Source organism: Clostridium sp. Marseille-Q2269 (assembly GCF_943736985.1).
Classification (GTDB): domain Bacteria; phylum Bacillota; class Clostridia; order Clostridiales; family Clostridiaceae; genus Clostridium_F.
Genome location: NZ_CALSFS010000003.1, coordinates 212876 through 235821, shown reverse-complemented (window position 1 = coordinate 235821; position 22946 = coordinate 212876). Strand labels below are relative to the sequence as shown.

The 22946-nt window shown below is 29.3% G+C and carries 16 protein-coding genes; all 16 read right to left on the bottom strand.

The annotated features are described in order from the left end of the window. Nucleotides 1-18: 18 nt before the first annotated feature. Entirely contained in the window at nucleotides 19-978 is a 960-nt protein-coding gene (gene pfkA / locus NGI68_RS07245) for a 6-phosphofructokinase (protein WP_251860809.1), read from the bottom strand. A gap of 220 nt (nucleotides 979-1198) precedes the next feature. Beyond that, a complete protein-coding gene (locus NGI68_RS07240; protein ID WP_251860808.1) occupies nucleotides 1199-4756 on the bottom strand; it encodes a DNA polymerase III subunit alpha in 3558 nt (1185 codons plus the stop codon). 167 nt (nucleotides 4757-4923) lie between these two features. Beyond that, nucleotides 4924-5871, bottom strand: coding sequence for a DNA-binding protein WhiA (gene whiA, locus NGI68_RS07235; protein WP_251860807.1), 948 nt, complete (start codon nucleotides 5869-5871; stop codon nucleotides 4924-4926). A gap of 6 nt (nucleotides 5872-5877) precedes the next feature. Beyond that, nucleotides 5878-7215: a gluconeogenesis morphogenetic factor MgfK gene (gene mgfK, locus NGI68_RS07230; RefSeq protein WP_251860806.1), complete on the bottom strand. Its 1338-nt coding sequence runs from the start codon at nucleotides 7213-7215 to the stop codon at nucleotides 5878-5880. After that, nucleotides 7212-8096, bottom strand: coding sequence for an RNase adapter RapZ (gene rapZ / locus NGI68_RS07225; RefSeq protein WP_251860805.1), 885 nt, complete (start codon nucleotides 8094-8096; stop codon nucleotides 7212-7214). The genes mgfK and rapZ overlap by 4 nt, the downstream gene beginning before the upstream one ends. 120 nt (nucleotides 8097-8216) lie before the next feature. After that, nucleotides 8217-9137 carry a UDP-N-acetylmuramate dehydrogenase gene (gene murB, locus NGI68_RS07220; protein ID WP_251860804.1) on the bottom strand — a complete coding sequence of 307 codons (921 nt, stop codon included), beginning with the start codon at nucleotides 9135-9137 and terminating at the stop codon, nucleotides 8217-8219. A 68-nt stretch (nucleotides 9138-9205) separates the two neighbouring features. Beyond that, complete coding sequence (locus NGI68_RS07215; protein WP_251860803.1) at nucleotides 9206-9937, bottom strand: phosphatase; 732 nt, start codon at nucleotides 9935-9937, stop codon at nucleotides 9206-9208. A gap of 47 nt (nucleotides 9938-9984) precedes the next feature. Further along, the gene (gene uvrC, locus NGI68_RS07210; RefSeq protein WP_251860802.1) at nucleotides 9985-11841 is read right to left on the bottom strand and encodes an excinuclease ABC subunit UvrC; all 1857 of its coding nucleotides are present in this window, start codon (nucleotides 11839-11841) and stop codon (nucleotides 9985-9987) included. 13 nt (nucleotides 11842-11854) lie between these two features. After that, on the bottom strand, nucleotides 11855-12463 hold the full coding sequence (locus NGI68_RS07205) for a metal-dependent hydrolase (protein WP_251860801.1): 609 nt from the start codon (nucleotides 12461-12463) through the stop codon (nucleotides 11855-11857). A 163-nt stretch (nucleotides 12464-12626) separates the two neighbouring features. Next, complete coding sequence (locus tag NGI68_RS07200) at nucleotides 12627-13523, bottom strand: HD domain-containing protein (RefSeq protein WP_251860800.1); 897 nt, start codon at nucleotides 13521-13523, stop codon at nucleotides 12627-12629. Nucleotides 13524-13550: 27 nt separating this feature from the next. Then, complete coding sequence (locus NGI68_RS07195) at nucleotides 13551-14978, bottom strand: peptidoglycan D,D-transpeptidase FtsI family protein (protein ID WP_251860799.1); 1428 nt, start codon at nucleotides 14976-14978, stop codon at nucleotides 13551-13553. Nucleotides 14979-14982: 4 nt separating this feature from the next. After that, on the bottom strand, nucleotides 14983-16188 hold the full coding sequence (locus NGI68_RS07190) for an FtsW/RodA/SpoVE family cell cycle protein (protein ID WP_251860798.1): 1206 nt from the start codon (nucleotides 16186-16188) through the stop codon (nucleotides 14983-14985). A gap of 33 nt (nucleotides 16189-16221) precedes the next feature. Then, nucleotides 16222-16659 carry an FHA domain-containing protein gene (locus NGI68_RS07185; protein ID WP_251860797.1) on the bottom strand — a complete coding sequence of 146 codons (438 nt, stop codon included), beginning with the start codon at nucleotides 16657-16659 and terminating at the stop codon, nucleotides 16222-16224. A 98-nt stretch (nucleotides 16660-16757) separates the two neighbouring features. Next, on the bottom strand, nucleotides 16758-19580 hold the full coding sequence (gene uvrA, locus NGI68_RS07180) for an excinuclease ABC subunit UvrA (RefSeq protein ID WP_251860796.1): 2823 nt from the start codon (nucleotides 19578-19580) through the stop codon (nucleotides 16758-16760). Between the two features lie 18 nt (nucleotides 19581-19598). Beyond that, nucleotides 19599-21587 (bottom strand): excinuclease ABC subunit UvrB, encoded by a 1989-nt coding sequence (gene uvrB / locus NGI68_RS07175; RefSeq protein ID WP_251860795.1) that lies wholly within the window; start codon nucleotides 21585-21587, stop codon nucleotides 19599-19601. Between the two features lies 1 nt (nucleotide 21588). Then, complete coding sequence (locus NGI68_RS07170) at nucleotides 21589-22884, bottom strand: PDZ domain-containing protein (RefSeq protein WP_251860794.1); 1296 nt, start codon at nucleotides 22882-22884, stop codon at nucleotides 21589-21591. Between the last annotated feature and the right edge of the window lie 62 nt (nucleotides 22885-22946).

Below are 22946 nucleotides of genomic sequence, written 5' to 3'. Positions count from 1 at the left end.
AAAATCTAAGCTTTTATATTAATTAGATAAAGTAGTTGCTATTTGATATAATTCGTTATCGAAGGTTCTTTCTACAGCTAAAGCTTCATCTATATCCATATCAATTATTTTTCCATCTTTTATTCCAACCACTCTTGAAGATTTACCACTTATTAATAATTCTACTGACTTATAAGCCATTCTTGAAGCTAGTATTCTATCCATACAAGTTGGACTTCCACCTCTTTGTATATGTCCTAATATTGTTGATCTTGTTTCTATTCCTGTAACTTCTTCTATATATTTTGCTAGCTCATTAGCTCCGCCAACACCTTCTGCTAATAAAACTAAATTATGCATTTTTCCTCTTAGCTTTCCTTCTAATATTTGTTTGCATAATTTATCTGCATTATACTCTTTTTCTGGTATTATTATACTTTCTGCTCCACCAGCTACTCCTGTATATAATGCTATATCTCCACAATTTCTACCCATAACTTCTACCACACTTACTCTCTCATGAGAAGTAGATGTGTCTCTAAGTTTATTTATGGCATCTAAAACTGTATTTATAGATGTATCAAAACCTATTGTATAATCTGTATAAGCCAAATCATTGTCTATAGTTCCTGGTAATCCAATAGTCTTTATTCCTAATTTTGATAATAATTGTGCTCCGTGGAAAGAACCATCTCCACCAATTACAACTAGGCCATCAATACCAAAAGCTTTTAATATCTTAGCAGCTTTTTCTCTTCCTTGTTCTGTTTTAAATTCTTCGCAACGAGCAGTTCTTAATATGGTACCTCCTCTTTGTATTATATCAGATACACTATGGGTATCCATATCAAATATTTCTCCATTTATAAGTCCATTATACCCTCTTTGAATTCCCATTACTCTTAGGCCTTTTTCCAAACCTGTTCTAACTACTGCTCTAATGGCAGCATTCATTCCTGGTGCATCTCCACCACTTGTTAACACAGCTATAGTTTTCATATGCTAAATACCTCCCGTGACCACTGGGACATTTGTAGTCCCACTTATATTATAAATCTATTGTTTGACTGTTTCGTATGTTTTTTATTATAACATATCTTATATTTTTTTAATATATATTTAAGAAATAATTACATATTAAAAATAATAAAAAATATTAGAAGAAACCTCCCTTCTAATATTTTTCATTTTATTTTAAAAATTATACATAATACTTTTATTAAAGTATTTTTATATTATTTTCTCCAAATATGCTCCTTAAATCATCCATAAGCTCACTATTTCCATTTATCCAAAGATCTCTATCAATACGAAATTTTTTTCTTTCTTTATTTGTGCAAAAATATACTGGCATATTGCCTTTATGTTGTAAAAATATACCTTTTGCTTCCTGTAGTTTTACTTTTATATCTTTTTGCTCTTCTACTAACACATATAATTTTTCAGAATTAATTTTTACAAGAGGTTCCATAACTTCACAAATCAATTTGGGTTGTTCATCCTCTCTTAAACTTACCCTGCCTTTTAATAAAACTACTTCATCTTCATTTATAATACTTCTTGCTGTATTAAAGGTTTTAGGAAAAACTATAACCTCTATACTAGAATGCAAATCTTCCAATACTATAAATGCCATCATATCATTGTTTCTGGTTAACTTTTTACTTACATGAGTTATCATACCACCCACTATTACTTTATCTCCATCTTTTACACTATTTATAGTATCTACTACATTTCCCTCTAGGGATTCATTAGAAATAATATCTGATATAAAATTAGTTGTTTGAAGCTTTAATGTTTCTTCATACTCTTCTAATGGATGACCAGAAAAATACAAACCTGTCATTTCTTTTTCCATTTGTAGCATATATTTTTTGTCAAATTCATTTATATCTGGATATTTTATATCCATACTGCTTTCTTTTTCATCCATAATATCCATAAATAAATTAACTTGTCCTTGTATATTATTTCTTTTCTGCTTTTGTATACCATCCATTATTTTTTCAAAAACAGCTAACATTTTAGAACGATATACCTTTAAACAATCAAATGCTCCTGCTTTTATTAGACTTTCTACTAACCTTTTGTTTATTATAGAAGTATCTACTTTATTAAAAAAATCACTTAAATCTATGAATTTTCCTTTTTGTTCTCTAGATAGAACTATATTATCTATACCTTTTTCTCCCACATTTTTTACTGCAGTTAATCCAAATATTATTCTATTATCTTTTACTGTAAAATTGCTATGACTTTCATTAATATTAGGAGCAACTATTTGTGTTCCTAATGTTTCTGCAAAATTAACATAAAAAGATACTTTATCACTATCCCCTTTTACACTATTTAACATAGCTGCAATAAACTCTGTAGGAAAATATCTAATTAGATAAGCAGTTTGAAATCCTACTACCGCATAAGCTGCTGCATGAGATTTATTAAATGCGTAAGAAGCAAAGTCCATCATAGAATCATATAAATCATTAGCTACCTTTTCATCTATGCCATTATTTATACATCCCTTTACCCCTTCTTCTTCATTTCCATATATAAAATTCTTTCTTTCTTTCTCCATTACATCATGCTTTTTCTTAGACATGGCACGCCTTACTAAATCACTACGTCCCATGGAATATCCTGCCAGATCTCTAACTATCTGCATAACTTGTTCTTGATAAACTATACAATTATATGTAACGGATAATATGGGTTCTAACTTTTCTGTTGCATATTTTATATTTAAAGGGTTATTTTTGTTAGCTATATATCGTGGTATCTCTGCCATTGGGCCTGGTCTATATAAGCTTATTCCTGCTATTATATCCTCCAGGGAATCTGGCTTTAGATCTTTCATAAAGGAAGTCATTCCCGCAGATTCTAATTGAAATACACCAACAGTCTTTCCTTCTCCTATCATTTTATAGACTTCTTTATCTTCAAAATCTATACTATCTAAATCAATATCTATTCCTTTATTTTCTTTTATAATTCTTACTGCATCTCTCATAACTGTAAGAGTTCTAAGTCCTAAAAAGTCCATCTTTAAAAGACCTAATTCTTCTAAAGTACCCATTGTAAATTGTGTTACTATACTTTCTTCATTTTTTTGAAGAGGCACATAATTTACTAAAGGTTTTGATGCAATAACTACTCCCGCAGCATGAGTTGATGTATGCCTTGGAAGTCCTTCTAAAGCTATTGCTACATCTATTAAGTCTTTAACCCTTTGCTCATTATCATAGGTTTCTTTTAATTCTGGATTTAATTCTAAGGCCTTGTTTATAGTTATATTTAAAATAGTAGGTATCATTTTTGCTATTTTATCCACTTCTGCATATGGATAGTTCATAGCTCTTCCTACATCTCTTATACATGCTCTTGCAGCCATAGTTCCAAAAGTTATTATTTGTGATACATTTTGTTCACCATATTTTTCTACCACATAATCTATAACTTCTCCTCTTCTTTCATAGCAAAAATCACTATCTATATCAGGCATAGATATACGATCTGGGTTTAAAAATCTTTCAAATATTAGATTGTATTTTATAGGATCAATCTTTGTTATTCCAAGTGTATATGCCACCAATGACCCTGCTGCAGAACCTCTTCCTGGACCTGTCATTATTCCTTTTTCATTAGCAAATCTTATAAAATCCCATACTATTAAAAAATAATCCACATATCCCATTTGTTTTATTATAGATAACTCATAATTTAATCTTTCTATTAACTCAGAAGCCTCTTTATTTTCATACTTATAAGATAAAACTTCATCTATATTAAAAGGTTTGTTTGTAAAATCCTCTAGTGCTTTATATCTTAGGAATAGCCCCTTAAAACATAATTCTCTTAGATACTCATAAGGATCTACTTCTTCTCTTAAAGGGAATTTAGGTAATTTTGATTCATGAAAATTATAATCAAAGTTACACTCATCTGATATTTTAACCGTATTCTCTAAAGCCTCTGGAACATAAGAAAAAATTTCATACATTTCCTCCGGTGATTTTAAGTAAAATTCATCTGATGGATACTTCATTCTATTCTCTTCATCTACAGTTTTACCTGTTTGTATGCATAGCAATATATCATGAGATTTATAATCTTCTTTGTTTATATAATGTGCATCATTTGTAGCCACCAACGGTATATCTAATTCCTTAGACATTTTAATCAATTCTTCATTAACCTTTAGTTGCTCTTCCATTCCGTGATATTGAAGTTCTAAATAAAACCCTTCTTTAAAAATATCTTTATACAATAACGCTATTTCTTTGGCTTTTTCCATATTTCCTTTTAATATGTTAGCTTGAATTTCTCCGCCTAAACAAGCACTTGATGCTATTAGTCCCTCACTATGACTTCTTAAAAATTCATGATCTACTCTTGGTTTATAATAAAAGCCATCTACTGATGCTTTTGATACTATTTCCATTAAGTTTTCATACCCTTTTTTATTCTTTACAAGCAGCACCAAATGATGTGTTTCATTTTCTTTATCTTGTTGTTTTATGTACATAGACTTTGAAGCCACATATATTTCACAACCTATTATAGGTTTTATTCCTTGCTTTATTGCTTCTTTATAAAACTCTACACAACCATACATAACCCCATGATCTGTAATAGCAATACTTTTCATTCCAAACTCTTTTGCTTTTTTTATAAGATCTGATATTTTTGCTGAAGAATCTAGCAATGAATAACCTGTATGTTGATGTAAGCTTACCCATTCTGCCTTTTTTTCTTTTAATTTATTCTCACCCATAGTTAACCTCCTCTCTAAGATACTAGATACTGTAACTTTAAAACCGCATTTTTCATCTTTGTTATTTTATTATAATCTTAAACTTTATATAACTCAAATAAAGAGGGCATCCCAAAATAAACTTCAAGACTTCCTCTTTTAGAAACTACTATAATTATTTTTATATTTTAAATTCCTTGTTTCAGTTCATCTGCAATCTTTTCTATTCTTCTTAACCTATGATTAACCCCTGATTTTCCTACCGGAGGATTTAGCATCTTTCCTAGTTCTCTTAAAGATTCATCAGGATACTTAATTCTTAGTTCAGCTACATCTCTTAAATTTTTAGGTAACCTTCCTAAACCTATTTCCTTCTCTATAAATTTTATACTTTCTACTTGTCTTACAGCAGCATTAACTGTTTTACTTAAATTGGCAGTTTCACAGTTTACTAATCTATTAACATTATTCCTCATTTCTTTCATTATTCTAACATTTTCTAATTCTAATAATGAAGCATGAGCTCCTATTATATTTAACAAGTCTACTATCTGTTCTCCTTCTTTTAAGTAGATTATATAACTATTTTTTCTTTTTATTACTTTAGAATTTAAATTATATGAATTTATCAAATTACTTAAATCCTTAGCATAGTCCTCATTATGAGTTACAAATTCTAAATGATAGGTTTTTTCGGGATTACTTATACTTCCTCCACCTAAAAAAGCACCTCTTATATAAGCTCTTCTGCATTCATCACGTTCTACCATACTCTTTGGTATATTATAATCTAAACTAAATACATTTATTGTCTCTTTTATTATACCAACTTCTTTTAATAAGGATTTTACTCCTTCTTCTTCTGATATTAATATAATATATATGTTATTCTTTTTTAAAGAATTATTTTTCTTTATCATTATTTCTGTATGAATACCAAAATGCTCTTTTAAAATTTTAAAAACTAGCCTAGCTATAGCTGCATTTTCTGTAGTTATTTTAAAATTAAATTGTTTGTTAGTAAATAATAATGTACCACTTACCTTCATTATTGCTGACAATTCTGCTATGGCTTCTTGTTTATTTATCTCTACATATTTACATACTTCATTTTTTACTTTTAATGAAAAAGACATAGTTCTCTACCTCTGCTTATTTTTATTTTCCTTTAATCTTTCTGACAAATAGAAATACTCTATTATTTTCTTCTTATCATATAACAATTTCTTTTCCATTATAGTCTCTATTAAGATAGAAGCAAGCTTTTCAGAATTATGTCTTATTAATTCATTTTTAACTTTCAAGAAATTGCCTCCTATTACATCTACATTTAATTCTCTTATCTTTTCTTCATCGATTTTTACTAGCTTAGATTTTCTTTTTCTATATTTTTCTTCTAATGACTTATCTATTTGACCTACGTTAACTATAGCATAATCTACTATCTTACCATGACAATGTTTATTTATAGTTTTTATATGATCGGAAACAGTAAAATTATCTGTTTCTCCCGGTTGAGTCATTATATTTGATATATATATTTTAGGAGCTTTTGTTTTCTTTAATGCATCTGTTATATCCTTTATTAATAGATTAGGAATAACACTAGTATAAAGACTACCAGGACCTAATATAATAGCATCTGCTTCTCTTATAGCTGTAACAGCTTCAGGTAAGGCCTTAGCATTCTCTGGTTCTATAAATACCTTTTGTATTTTACTATTATACTCTAAGCTTTTCTCTGGTATATTTGACTCTCCTTCTACTATCATATTGTTTTCTAATTTAGCTTTTAATACTATATTTTCTAGAGTTACTGGTACAACTTTCCCAGTAACAGCTAAAACAGAACTAACTTTTTGAATGGCTTCTTCAAAATTGTTAGATATTCCATCCATAGCTGCTAAAAATAAATTTCCAAAGCTCTGATTTTTAAGCCTGCCATCTGTAAATCTATACTGAAGGAGATCCTCCATTAAGGGCTCCGTATCTGATAGAGATAATATACAATTTCTTATATCTCCTGGTGGCAGCATTCCAAGATCTTCTCTTAATTCTCCTGATCCTCCACCATCATCTGCTACTGTAACAATAGCTGTTATATTAGAAGTATAATATTTAAGCCCTCTTAACATAGTAGATAGCCCTGTTCCTCCCCCTATGGCAACTATTTTAGGTCCCTTAACCAATAATCTTTTCTCATATATTAAATTTTCTAATTTCTTAGAGTCTAAAGATATATTTAAATATCCCTTATTTACTAGGGCTATTATTGATTTCATTCCTTGAGTTACAGATATATATAGTACAAATACACCAGAGGCTATTAAAAATACATAGAAAGCTATATAATAATTGCTATAAAATCTATTTCTAACAAACTCTAACATACCAAAAACTATTAGAAGTATTCCCATAATAGCTAGCAAGACCCATCGCTTAACTTTTATTCCGGGTCTTAGCCAGTCTATAAGCTTCATATTTTTTTACCGCCCTTATGAATATCTTCATTTATATCTCTATGATCTATGTTTACTCTATGTCCTTTTTTGTTTAATCCTTCATATATAGCATTAGCAATAGCTACTGAACGATGTCTACCCCCAGTACAACCTATAGAAATTATTAACTGTCTCTTACCTTCTTTAAAATAATTTGGTATTAAAAAGTCTAACATATCTTCTAATCTATTCACAAATTTATTTGTTACATCAAAGCTCATTACATAATCACTTACTTTTTTATCTTTACCAGAATATTGTTTAAGTTCGCTTATATAGTAAGGATTCGGTAAAAATCTAACATCAAATACCAAATCAGAATCTAAAGGAATACCATATTTAAATCCAAAAGATAATACAGTTATAATCAGTTGATTCTCTATTTGGTTTTCTTCTCCATATATTTCATTTATGGCTTCTCTTAACTCCCTAGTTGCTAGTTCTGAAGTATTTATTATATTATCTGCTCTATCTTTTACTTCTCTCAATCTATTTCTTTCCATAGATATTCCGTTTAAAATTCTTCCATCTGGTGATAAAGGATGCTTTCTTCTAGATTCCTTAAATCTTTTTATAAGGACCTCATCGGAAGCATCTAAAAATAAAATCTCGTATTTGTATCCTTGTTCTTTTAAATATTTTAAACTTTCAAATAAATCATCAAAAAATTCTCCGCCTCTTATATCTATAACTAAAGCTATTTTTTTGATTTTACCTTCTGTTTGATAGCAAGCTTCCGCAAACTTAGGTATTAGAGTTGGTGGTAAATTGTCCACACAAAAAAATCCTAAGTCTTCTAAACTTCTTATAGCTTGAGTTTTTCCTGCTCCTGATAGCCCTGTAACTACAACAAACCTCATCTTTTACCTCCCTTTAAATTTAAGGAATATTATTTTTACATTTTATTTAATTATACCATATCCCTATTTAACAATAAACTAGGGAAGTCATTTGTCAAGACTTCCCTTATCAACTATATTTTAATTATTTTCTTCTCCAATTATTCTAACTTCTGTATGAAGCTCCACTTGAAACTTTTCTTTAACTTTATTTTGTACAAATTCTATAAGATTTAGTATATCGACTGCAGTAGCATTTCCTTTATTTATTATAAATCCTGAATGTTTTTCTGAAACCTGAGCCCCACCTACAGATGAACCTTTTAGTCCAGTATCTTCTATAAGTTTTGCTGCAAAATGTCCTTCTGGTCTTTTGAAAGTACTTCCTGCTGATGGATACTCTAAAGGTTGTTTTTCTGTTCTTCTTCTGTTTAGATCCATTATTCTATTTTTTATAGTATCATATTCACCATTATGTAATCCTAAAGTTACTTCTAAAACAATATAGTGATATTTTTGAATAGCACTCATTCTGTATCCTAAATCTAGTTGTTCTTTATCTAACAAAAATACTTTTCCAGCTTTATCTATAACCTTGGCACTTTCTATAACTTGAGATATTTCTCCATTATAGGCTCCAGCATTCATTGTAACTGCTCCACCTATACTACCTGGTATACCACAAGCAAATTCAAGTCCAGCTAATTTACTTTTTAAAGCTTCATTACAAACATTAGTTAAAGGAGCTCCACTTTGAGCTATAACCTTATCTCCTTCTACTTTTATATAATCTAACTTTGAAAACTTAATAACTACGCCTCTTATTCCACCATCTCTTACTAACAAATTTGAACCATTGCCTATTATATAATAAGGTATATTATTATCTTTACATAAAATAATACTTTCCTTCACTGCATCTAAAGTTGTAGGGGTGATTAATATATCTGCAGGACCACCAACTTTAAATGAAGTATGATTTTTCATAGGTTCATCTATTAAAATATTATTATCTCCAACTATATCTTTAAACTGTGAATTAAAATTTTTATATTGGTTCATAATACATTCTCCTTGATTTTTTATTACTAAATTTAAATACCCTTATTAGTATAATGTATGATTAAGGCTTAATCAAGGTTTAAATCCTTTAACTTACCCTTATTCTTTAAATGCCTCAATATTTTGTTTTCATCATTGTTTATGATAAGCTCTTCCGGCATACCTATTTCTTCAAGCATATTATGGGCCTTTGGAAATCTTCCTATTTGAAAACAGATATGCGAATCACTACCTACTATAATATTTACTTTATGCTGCTTACACAAATTTGCTACTTTTTTACATGTTGCTTCGCTACCTTTTCTTGATACAAAAGATCCATTGTTTATTTCTATTAACACATTCTTTTCTTTAGCCTTCTTTACAACTACTTCTTCATTTATTGGGAAAGATGGATTTCCTATATGACCTAATATATCTACATAAGGATTTTCCATAACATTAAGTAATGCCTGTGTATTTTCTTCCCTACTACCAGGCCTTATACAAACATCATGTAAACTAGCTATTATTACATCTAATTTTTTTTGTGTAAAATCAGGAATATCTAACATACCTTTAAAATCTATAATATTAGCTTCACAGCCATGCAATAAAGTTACACCTTTTAATTTTCTAGGCATAACTTTAAAATTATTAAAATAGAATAAATTAGGTCCTCCTGGCATGTGTGGTCCATGATCTGTGGTTCCTAAAACCTTTAATCCTATGTTAGAAGCCTCTTCTACATTTTCTAAAAATGTAGTATATGCATGACCACTTACTATTGTATGTGTATGTGTATCTACTAAATATTTCATTTTAACCCTTCTCTCAGTGATTTTATGATTTTAACAACCCTATATTTTTATTTAAAAAAATTCAATACACTTTCTGCAGATTTTTTATCCATAGATGGTATATCTAAAAGTTCTTCATATGTTGCTTTTTTTATGTTTTCTATACTTCCAAAGTTTAAAAGCAAATCTTTTCTTCTTTTTTCTCCTACATTAGGTATATCCTCTAATATAGAATGAAAACTATTTTTTCCTCTTAAACTTCTATGATAATTTATTGCAAATCTATGAACTTCATCTTGAACTCTAGTGATAAACTTCATAACACTTCCATATTTATTTATAATTATTTCCTCTCCTTTATAAATTAAACCTCTAGTTCTATGTTTATTATCCTTAACCATACCACAAACAGGTAAGTTTATATGAAAGCTATTTAGAACCTCCAGTGCAATATTTACTTGCCCCTTACCTCCATCCATTAATATTAGGTCTGGGAAAACAGAAAATTTTCCTGAACTAAAATTTATTTTTCTATCCTGTATGGATTGTATTTCATTTAATCCGTGCTGAAATCTTCTAGTTAATATTTCTTTCATACTTTTATAATCATCAGCGCCGTCTACTGTATTTATCTTAAATCTTCTATAGTCGCTAGGTTTAGGCCTTCCTCTTTCGAAAACAACCATGCTTCCTACAGAATCAAACCCCTGTATGTTAGATATATCAAACGCTTCAATCCTTATTGGTTCCTCTTTTAGTCCTAATATATCTTTTAAATCCTTTAAAACATCCTCATATAAAGCTTTTTCTTGTAAATATTTTAACTTAAAATTCTCTAATGTAGTTTTAGCATTCTTTTCTACTAAGTCTAAAATATTTTTCTTTTCTCCTTTTATAGGGATTTTAATTATAGATTTACTTTCTTTTTTTAGGGTAAGCCAACTCTCCAATAATTCTTTATCCTCTATACTAGGAACATATACAGTTTTAGGTATGTACGCAGTACCACCATAAAATTCTTTTAAAAAATTAGATATTAATGCAGATGAATTAATATCAAAAGTATCTTCTATAATGAAATGTTCTCTACCTACTATTTTTCCGTTCCTTAAAAAGAATACTTGAAAACATGTATCCTTTTCATCGCTATATAATGATATATAATCTTCATTTTCAAAATTATTTAATATTATCTTTTGTTTTTCTCCTATTCTTTCAATGATGTTAATCTTATCTCTTAGCATAGCGGCTTTTTCAAACTCTAGATTTTCTGCTGCCTCTTCCATACTTATTTTAAAATTTTCTATTATATCTAAGTGTTTTCCTGATAACAGTTTTATAACATCATCTATAATATGTCTATACTCATTTTTATTTATATAATTAGCGCATGGAGCCCTGCATAACCCTATTTGATAATTTAAACAAGGTCTTATAGGCTTACCATCTTCTATTATATTTCTCTTACAGGTTCTTATTGGAAAAGTCTTTTTTATTAATTCTATAATGTCTCTAACAGAATTTCCATCTACATAAGGGCCAAAATATTTATTTCCATCCTTTATAACTTTCCTTGTAGAAATTACTCTAGGAAAATCCTCAGACAATGTAATCTTTATAAATGGATAATGCTTATCATCTTTTAAAAGTATATTATATTTTGGTTTATATTTTTTTATTAAATTACATTCTAATATTAAAGCTTCCATTTCTGAATCTGTAATTATATACTCAAATTCTTCTATGTTTTTTACCATAGCTTTTACCTTTTCAGAATGCTTTTGGGACTTCTGAAAATATTGTCTTACTCTATTCTTTAGGATCTTTGCCTTTCCTACATAAATAATTTCCCCTAAATTGTTTTTCATTAAATATACTCCAGGTTTATCTGGCAAATTTTTTAATTGATATTCTAAATCAAACACTTAATCACTCCTATTACTTGGGGAAAATTATTGGTAACTTATATATGGTAAATATCAAAACCGAAGTAGTTAATATAGCCTCTATCAGTGTTCCTATTTTAGAATTACTTTTATAGGTTAAAGGAAGTTTAAACTTCCTTTTGCTAAATGGGTATAAAAGAGGCACTCCTCTATTAGTAGCCATATCACATAATATGTGGCTTCCATAGCCAATGAAAAGATAATATACTACATAATGTATATTATACATATTTCCTAAATAACCTGCTATAAAAGCAAATATAATCATACCAAATAAACTATGGGTAAGCCCATTTCTATGAGAAGATATGGCTATTACTATCAACATTATAGCTAGAGCTTTCATGGCTGGTTCTCTTGTATAAAGATAATCATACCAAAATACTAGAATACCACCACAACTATAAAAGGCTATTTTTGAAGCTTTATTTTTAAAAGGTAGTATGTATTTATTAAATATACTCTTAGGATGATCTATATCCGGAAGTAAAGAGGATACAAAAACTACAAGTAATCCTAAATAACTAAATTTTTCTGGCAATCTACTATATATAGATAAAAACACCGCTATCCCTACTCCCGCATGTGTTTTACCCTTCATAAAATTCTCCTCTATTTAAGTATTTTTATTTATTTCTTATATTATATCATTAAATTGCAATTTTTTGCCCTTTATTTGCAATTTTCGAGGGAATTTAATGGATTTTAAAAAATTTCTTTAATTAAATAAACCTTGTGAATTACACAAGGCTCATTTTATTAAATCATATTTTATTTTCTATAGCATTAACTATTTGACTGTCAATTATATCTGCTGCATTTAATAATACATCTTCTATGGTTTTAGGTTGAAAATTACCAAATTCTCCATGATGGGATAATATAGAATAACAAACATCATCTAACTCTTCTTCATCTAAGACTTTTCCAACCTCACTATTTATCTCAGTTATATAAGAAGCTCCCATAACTAGATGATCCATTTTTATAGATTTTCTTCTTATTATTCCCTCATAATCATATTCTCTAATCTTCATTATGTCATGTACAATGGCCTTTAGCATTAATCTATCTTTATTTATAGCATCCTTTGCACTCATATAAAATGGATTTGTTATATAGTCAGATATTATGTTCTCTATAGTTTTCATAACACCTACTGTATGAAGAAATAATCCACCTCTTTTATTTCCATGAAATTTTTCTGCAGCTACACATCTTATAAATTCATTCCATCTTTCTTCATTGTATCCCATTGCTCCAGTAGCTGCTATAGCTATCCTTTTATATTTATCTTCTAATGCACTTATAGTTTCATTAAAATAATCTATTAAATTACTAGGTATATCATATTCTGGTACGAAATCAGAATAATTTATATTACCACTGAAAGCATTTATAACAGGATTTCTAACCTGCATATTACCATTAAATGTAGCAGCTACTCCCTTTACAGTTATAATAGAGTTTATTTCCAATAATTTATTCAAGTGATCATATTTATCCCATACAGGAAAAGCTATTGTTCCTGTATTGTCTTGTAATATAATCAATAAATATGGACTGCCATCTTTTTTATAATTTGTCCTCTTGTCATTAACTAAGGCATTAAATTCTACCATTTGACCATTATTTTCACTAGTTATATCTGCAATTTTCATATGACTTTATCCTTCACTCCTATTTTATTATTTACTCAAAGCTGTACTCATTACTTGTGAAGCTATGCTGGCAGCAGCTATACCGCCTTGCCCTCCATTTTCCACAATTACAGCTACAGCCACTTGAGGATCATCATAAGGTGCAAAACCTACAAACCAAGAATGAGCTGCTTTGCCTTGACTGGATTCATTATGATCTGCTGTTCCAGTCTTTCCTGCAACTTGAATGCCTTCTATACTAGCATTTCTACCACTACCTTCATCTACAACACCTTTCATAAAATCCTTAACTATTCTAGCATTGCTTTTCTTTACTATCTCTCCATTAGGTTCTGGTGGGATAGTTCTTATTAATTCCCCTTTACTATTTAACACTTCTTTTACTAGATAAGGTTTCATCATAACTCCATCATTGGCAACTGTAGCTCCAACTAAAGCCATCTCCATAGGAGTTACCAATACTGAACTTTGACCTATTCCACTTTGTGCTATACTACCTTTTTCATAACTTTTTAAAGTTGGGAACTTACTATTTTCTATAGCTATACCGTCTGTAGGAATTTCTTTATTAAAATAAAATTTTTCTGCGGTACTTTTTAATGTGGAATTTCCTAATTCTAAACCTAAAGTACCAAATACCACGTTACTTGAATGAACAAAAGCACCTCTAAAATCGATACTTCCATTTGCCGCTCCTCCATAGTTACTTAAAGAATACTGACCTCCTAGTTCTAACTTACCATTATCTTCAAATGTTCTGTTCATTACACCTGACATATTCTCTAAGGCACTTAAAGCAGTTACTATTTTAAAAGTAGATCCTGGCGGATACAATCCTGCGGTAGCTCTATTTATTAAAGGAATATTTTTATCCTTATTTACATCTTTCCATATTTGGTCTAATTTATTAGGATCATAAGAAGGTTTTGATACCATTCCTAAAACCTCTCCTGTTTTTGGATTCAATACAACTACTGATCCTTTATTATCTCCTAAGGCATCATATGCAGCTTGTTGAACCTTATAATCTAATGTAGTTTTTAAATTATGTCCTACCTTTTGCTCTAATTTACCTTTATTTTTAAAGAACGTTGCTAAATCATCTTTTATATCCGTTGACATCAATTCTTTATCATACTTTTTTTCTAATCCTGTTAATCCATATTTAGGATTTACATATCCTAAAACATGAGCAAACATAGAACTACCTGTATATTCTCTTTTTTGAAGTTCACTATTTATTCTTTCACTTTTAGTAAGTGGCTTCATATTTCTATCAAATATAGTTCCTCTTAATACTTCATTTCTTTTTACCCATAACCTTCTATTGTAAGTACTGTCTACTATTTTAGGTCCTACTACTATTTCAAAATAAGTCACATAGGTTATAAGTCCCATAAAGCATATTAAAAAAACTAATAAAACTTTTTTTATATTATTTGAAATATCCTTCATAATTTTATCTACCCTCTTCTGATATCTTTTGTAATATACCTAAACAAATATAAATACTCATCATAGAACTCCCTCCACGACTTACAAGAGGTAATGTTATACCTGTAAGAGGAATCATATTCATAACTCCACCTACTATTACTAATACTTGAGAAGCTATCATAGCACTATATCCTACTGCTAAAAGTCTAGAAAAATTATTTTCTGCATGAATTGCTGCTCTCATACCTCTGTAAAACAAAAGAAAATAAAATATTATTATAGCGAACCCCATTAATATACCTAACTCTTCACATATAACTGCATATATAAAATCTGTAGTATTTACTGGTACATATTCTGGATGTCCAAGACCTAATCCAGTTCCACTTAATCCTCCAGATGCTATAGAAAGCATAGATTGAACTATTTGATAACTTTTACCACTAGCATATGGCCATGGATTTTTCCATATAAGAACCCTTGTCTGAACATGATCAAATAATCTATAAGATATAACTGATCCTGCACCAAATAAACCTAAACAAGTTATTACATATTTTAATTTTGAAGTAGCTATGTATAACATAGTTATAGACATACCGAAAAATATTAAAGCAGAACCCAAATCTCTTTGCAATACCATAAATCCTAAACAAACCATAACAACTACACCCGGCTCTATTAGCTTTATAAATTTCCCGTTATAATCTTTTAATGAAGCTGCCAAATAAGCTACTAAAAATATTTTACCAAATTCTGAAGGTTGAAAAGCAATACCTCCAAAGCTTACCCAGTTTTTAGCTCCATAGATTTCTTTTCCAAGTAGAGTTCCAAGAGCCATGAAAACAATAGTTATTATTAAAAATAAATACTTATATTTAGAAAATCTTTTTAAGTCTGGTAGCAAAACCACCATCAATATAAAAACTGTAACTCCAATAGCAAACCATATTATCTGCTTTATTGAAGTTCCTACATCTATTCTATACAGCATAACTATACCTATAACGGATAGTATACTAGAAAAAATAAACATATATTTATCTCCATCGGAGAAAAATTTTCTTATTATAAAATAGGAATATCCTATTAATAAGCAAGTAACTGCTGCTATTACCATAGCACCCTTGTCAAAGGGTTGCTTTAATATAGCTAAATTTAAGAAACATACTATACATAAAAAATAAGTATATCTTAAAAGTCTCTTTTCACCCTTTACTGAACTCATTTTATCACCATCCCACATTTCATGGATTTTATGTTATCCTATCACCTTGAAAACTGTACCACCGATTTTTATTAAATCCCCAGGCGATAATTGATTCTTTCCTGTAATATTTTTATCATTTAATAATGTTCCGTTTGTACTATTTAAATCTTCTATTATATGCTGAGTATTTTTACTATAAATTTTGGCATGATGTCCTGAAACGTAAGGGTCATCCAATATTAATACATTATCTGGTTTTCTTCCTATTGTTATATCTCCTCTAATGGGTATAACTGCCCCTTTTCTCAATTCAGATTTATTTATAGCATGTATGATTTCTAATCCAAAGGTTCTTCTACCAGTAGGTCTTCTTTTTCTATTTCCACCTTTCATATCTTTATACATTATTTTTAAAGCCCAAAATATTATAATATATACTATACCTATTATAACTATTTTAAAAATTAGACTTAATTTACTTAAATCCATATTCTCACCTTCTTTACCTTCCCTATTGGTATATTATGCTAAAATATTTGTATTTAAAGGACTAGCACCTATATGTTTATATGCTAGTCCCAAATAAATTATAACATCTTTTTCAAATATTGTCCTGTATATGAGTTACTAGCTCTTGAAATTTTTTCGGGAGTTCCTTCTACTATTATAGTTCCCCCTTTTTCTCCACCTTCTGGCCCTAAATCTATCAAATAATCTGCATTTTTTATAACATCTAAATTATGTTCTATAACCACTACAGTATTACCTGAATTCGTTAATCTTTGTAATATACTTATTAACTTATTCACATCTTCCATATGAAGTCCTGTGGTAGGTTCATCTAATATATAAAGAGTCTTACCCGTACTTCTCTTTGATAATTCATAAGCCAATTTTATTCTTTGAGCTTCTCCTCCTGAAAGTTGGGTAGAAGATTGGCCTAACCTTATGTAGCTTAATCCTACATCCATAAGAGTTTGAAGCTTACTTTTTATACGTGGAATATTTTCAAAAAAGCTTAAAGCCTCTTCTACAGTCATATTTAACACATCAGATATATTTTTACCCTTATATTTTACCTCTAATGTTTCCCTGTTATATCTTTTACTCTTACAAACTTCGCAAGGAACATATACATCTGATAAAAATTGCATTTCAATTTTTATAATTCCATCCCCACTACAGGCTTCACATCTTCCACCTTTAACATTAAAGCTAAACCTTCCTGGTTTATATCCTCTCATTTTAGCTTCTTTAGTATTTGCAAAAACTTCTCTTATAATATCAAATACTCCTGTATAGGTAGCTGGGTTAGATCTTGGAGTTCTTCCTATAGGACTCTGATCTATATTTATGACTTTATCTATATTTTCTATACCAATAATTTCTTTATGCTTCCCTGGATTATCCTTTGAATTATTTAATTTTTTATGGATACCTTTATATAATATTTCATTAACCAAAGTACTTTTACCTGATCCTGAAACCCCTGTTACACAAGTAAATACCCCTATAGGAAACTTAGCATTTACATTTTTTAAATTATTTTCTCTAGCACCTTTTATTGATATATAATTACCTTCACCCTTTCTTCTTTCTTTAGGTACTGATATTTTCCTAACTCCCTTTAGGTATTGACCGGTTATAGAATTCTCACTATTCATTATATCTTCTAAGTTTCCTACTGCAACTACTTCTCCTCCATGCTCGCCAGCACCTGGTCCTATGTCTACAATATAGTCTGCTTCTCTTATGGTATCTTCATCATGTTCTACTACTACCAAAGTATTTCCTATATCTCTTAGATTTTTTAATGTATTTATAAGTCTATCATTATCTCTTTGATGTAGCCCTATACTAGGCTCATCTAATATATATAAAACTCCTACTAAGCTAGAACCTATTTGAGTAGCTAGTCTTATTCTTTGAGATTCTCCACCAGATAATGTAGATGCATTTCTTGATAATGTAAGATAATCCAAACCTACATCTATTAAGAATTTTAATCTACTACATATTTCTTTTAATATCTGATCGCTTATCATATTATCTTTTTTAGATAGTTCTAAAGAATTTATAAAATCTAACTCTTTTTTTATAGACATATTGCAAAACTCAAATATATTTTTATCTGCTACAGTAACAGATAAAGCCTCATCATGAAGCCTTGCCCCTTTACACTTTGGACAAGGGTTGTCACTCATATATCTTTCAATATCTCTTTTTATGTAGTCAGAATTAGTTTCCATATATCTTCGTCTAAGATTGTTTATAACCCCTTCATAAGCATGGTTTAACTCCATAACTCTATTTTCTTTTTTATAATTTACCTTTATCCTATCTCCGTTTAATCCATATAAAATAATATTTACTATTTTAGGATCTAACTTTTCTATAGGTGTATTTAAATCAAATTCATATTTTATTGATAAAGCTTTTAATATACTAAAAGTCCATGAATCTTCTTTTAAACTTCCACTTCCTAATGGAACTATTGCTCCCCCAACTATACTCTTACTTTTATCTGGTAAAACTAAATCCTCATCTATTTCCATTAATGTCCCTAAACCATCGCACTTATCGCATTTTCCAAAAGGAGAATTAAAAGAAAACATTCTAGGAGCTATTTCTCCTATACTTATATTACAGTCCACACAGGCAAATTTTTCACTAAAAAGTATATCCTCTTCTCCTACAACATTTATTATTACCAATCCATCTGATAATTTTAATGCTGTTTCCATTGAATCTGAAAGTCTGCTCTCTATACCCTCTTTAACTACCAATCTGTCTACTACAGCTTCTATTGTATGTTTTTTATTTTTTTCTAGTTTTATTTCCTCATCTTCTAAATCTACTATATTTCCATCTATTCTAGCTCTTACATAACCTGATTTTATTATGTTTTCTATTGTCTTAATATGTTCCCCTTTTCTTCCACTTACTATAGGGGATAACACTTGTATTTTAGTTCTCTCATTCATGACCATTATTTTATCTACCATTTGATCAACTGTTTGTTGAGTTATTTCTTTTCCACATTTAGGGCAATGAGGCTTCCCAACTTTCGCATATAGCAATCTTAAATAATCATATATTTCTGTTACTGTTCCAACAGTGGAACGTGGATTTCTATTAGTTGTTTTTTGGTCTATAGATATAGCTGGTGATAACCCTTCTATATAATCTACTTCTGGCTTATCCATTTGTCCTAAAAATTGTCTTGCATAGGCAGATAAGGATTCTACATATCTTCTCTGACCCTCTGCATATAAAGTGTCAAAAGCTAATGAAGATTTGCCAGAACCAGATAGCCCTGTAAATACTATATATTTATCTCTTGGTAGCTGAAGATCTATATTTTTTAAATTATTAACCTTAGCCCCTTTAATAATAATTTTATCCTTCATTATTTGTTATTACACTCCTTAAAGTTCCGATTCTTTATCTTTTTTCAATTTGTATATTGTATCTCTTAAATAAGTTGCTTTCTCAAATTCTAAATTTTTTGCTGCCTCTTTCATTTCTTTTTCGTATTGTTTTATTAATTTATCTATGTCATTATTATAAGACTTCAATGCCTCATCTAAATTGCTATATTCATGTTTTTCCTCTGCTATATCACTTATTTGAATCACTTCTCTTATATCTTTTATTATAGTCTTAGGTACAATGCCATGCTCTTTATTATATTCCATTTGTATTTTTCTTCTTCTATTAGTTTCCTTTATAGTCCTATCCATAGATTTTGTTATAACATCTCCATACATAATTACTTTACTTTCAGAGTTTCTTGCTGCTCTTCCAACAGTCTGTATAAGAGATGTCTCTGATCTTAAAAAGCCCTCTTTATCTGCATCTAATATTGCTACCAAAGCTACTTCTGGTATATCTAGTCCTTCTCTTAATAAATTTATCCCTACTAAAACATCAAAATCTCCTTTTCTAAGATCATGTATTATTTTCATTCTTTCTATAGTGTCTATATCTGAATGTAAATATCTAGTTTTTACTCCTAGTTCTTTTAAATAGTCAGTCAAATCTTCTGCCATTTTTTTTGTTAGTGTAGTTACTAATATTCTAAATCCTCTTTTACAAGTTTCTTTTATATTAGCATATAAATCGTCTATTTGACCCTTAACTGGTTTAACAATTATTTCAGGATCTAGAAGTCCTGTAGGTCTTATAACTTGTTCTGCTGTATTAGTAGAATATTCTAATTCATATTTTGCTGGTGTAGCACTTACAAAAACCACTTGATTTAATTTATCTTGAAATTCATTAAAGGTAAGAGGTCTATTATCATAAGCACATGGAAGTCTAAATCCATACTCCACTAAGGAATCTTTTCTTGATTTATCCCCTGCTTGCATAGCTTTTACTTGTGGAAGAGTTACATGGCTTTCATCTATAAAAAGAAGAAAATCATCAGGGAAATAATCTAATAATGTCTGAGGTGACGTTCCTTTAGCTCTTCCATCTAATACTCTCGAATAATTTTCTATGCCTGTACAATATCCCACTTCTCTCATCATTTCTATATCAAAATTAGTTCTTTGTTTCAATCTTTGAGCTTCTAATATTTTATCCTGTGATACTAGTTCTTTCACTCTTTCTTCTAGTTCTTCTTCTATACTCTTTATGGCAATTTCTAGTCTATCCTTTGAAGTTGCAAAGTGGGAAGCAGGAAATATTGATACATGTTTCAATTTAGTTATAGTTTCTCCTGTTAATGAATCAAATTCTTTTATTCTATCTATTTCATCCCCGAAAAATTCAACCCTTATTGCCTTATTGCTAGATGCAGCTGGGAAAATATCTAAAACATCACCCTTAACTCTAAAGGTACCTCTAGAAAAATCAATATCATTTCTTTCATATTGTATCTCTACTAACTTTTTAATAATTTCATCTCTATCTTTTTCCATTCCTTCTCTTAAAGATATAGTTAACTTTTTATACTCTTCTGGATTACCAAGTCCATATATGCAGGATACTGAAGCTACAATTATTACATCTCTTCTCTCAAATAAAGCTGCTGTAGCTGAATGTCTCAATTTATCTATTTCATCATTTATAGATGCATCCTTCTCTATGTATGTATCACTTTGAGCTACATATGCTTCTGGTTGATAATAATCATAATAAGATACAAAATATTCCACTGAACTATTAGGAAAAAAATCTCTAAATTCTGAGCATAGCTGAGCTGCTAATGTTTTATTATGGGCTAGAACCAAAGTAGGTCTTTGAACCTTTTCTATAATATTTGCCATAGTAAAAGTTTTACCTGATCCTGTTACGCCTATTAGAGTCTGAAATTTTTCTCCATTTTTTATACCTTCAGCAATAGACTTTATAGCTTTAGGTTGATCTCCTCTAGGATTAAATTTTGAAACTACCTCAAACTGGCTCATATTATTCATCCTTATCTTTATTTTTAATTTTTTCTAATATGTCTTGAAATTTCTCGCTTTTAACTTTTATTATAGATGTATCTTTAGGTACATTTTTAGGCACACATACAATACCTAATTTTTCATAAGAAGTTAACATATTATAATTTAAAGTTTTTAATCTCCCTACATCGCTTTTTATCTTTAAAGATATATGTCCATACATTTGTCCTATGGATTTTACTATATCTTCTTCACTATTTATTTCTTTATCATTTACCTGCAATAATAAGTCCCCACTTTTTATACCCATTTTATTTGCTACAGAATCCTTGGCTACATCTAGCACCATAATTCCTTCTTCTGTACTTATATATCTAGGTTTGCCCTTTAATTCAAAATGCTTTTGTAAATACATCATAGCTTCATGGCCTACTGGAGCAAAAATTAATACAATAACCTTAAGCAGCATATTCATAACCGCTAATCTAGAAAGCATAAAAAGCAATAAACTATATATTATTATATACAATCCTGACATTATTTTTTTTTCTTTCTTGGTCTTTGTAAAAGTAACTCCATTATAACCAATTATTCCATAAAATGCTGTTAATGATATAACTGCTGCCTTAAGCACCTGTGATGAGATTCCTGTATTTAATAAAGGCCACCAATTAGGAAGTGGTGATCCACTTTGAGTAATATTTGAAATGGATTTGCTATTAAGCATAAACATTAAAGCTATTGGTACTATCCAATATCTCTGTAATACAAATCCTCCAACTATCTTATCATCTCTATTTGTAAAAACAGGAACATAGCCTCTATCTCCATCTATGATAACTAATAAACCTTCAACTAAATGTAATATAGCAACCATTGACATTAAGGCAGGTATATCTATATTAAGGAAATTTAATTGTGGCATATTTAATAATTTGGCCATATTTATAAATATTAAACTTAAAATACCTAATGCAGCTCCAGAATAAGAGAAACATATGAATCTAGGATTAAACACCATAAGACACATAGATATAAAAAATATTAAATAAATAGCAGAGTTTTCACTAAAAACTATTCCTAAATAGGACATAATTAAACTAGCTACAGTTCCTGCAAATATTCCTAATACTACCTCAGATATTGTTAATTCAAATGCTGTAGTTACTTTCTGCCCTATTATCATTTTTTGCATTATAATGGTTTTTCTATTTTTTCTATATAAAACACATGATAATAAAAACAACACTATCAGTGAATAAGGCTGTACCAAAGTATATGCTACTGCTTTTAATGTATATAGTAATATGTCCATTACTAACAATTCCCCTCTCCATAATTATGGTTTAGTTAGAAAATCCAACTAAACCATATATT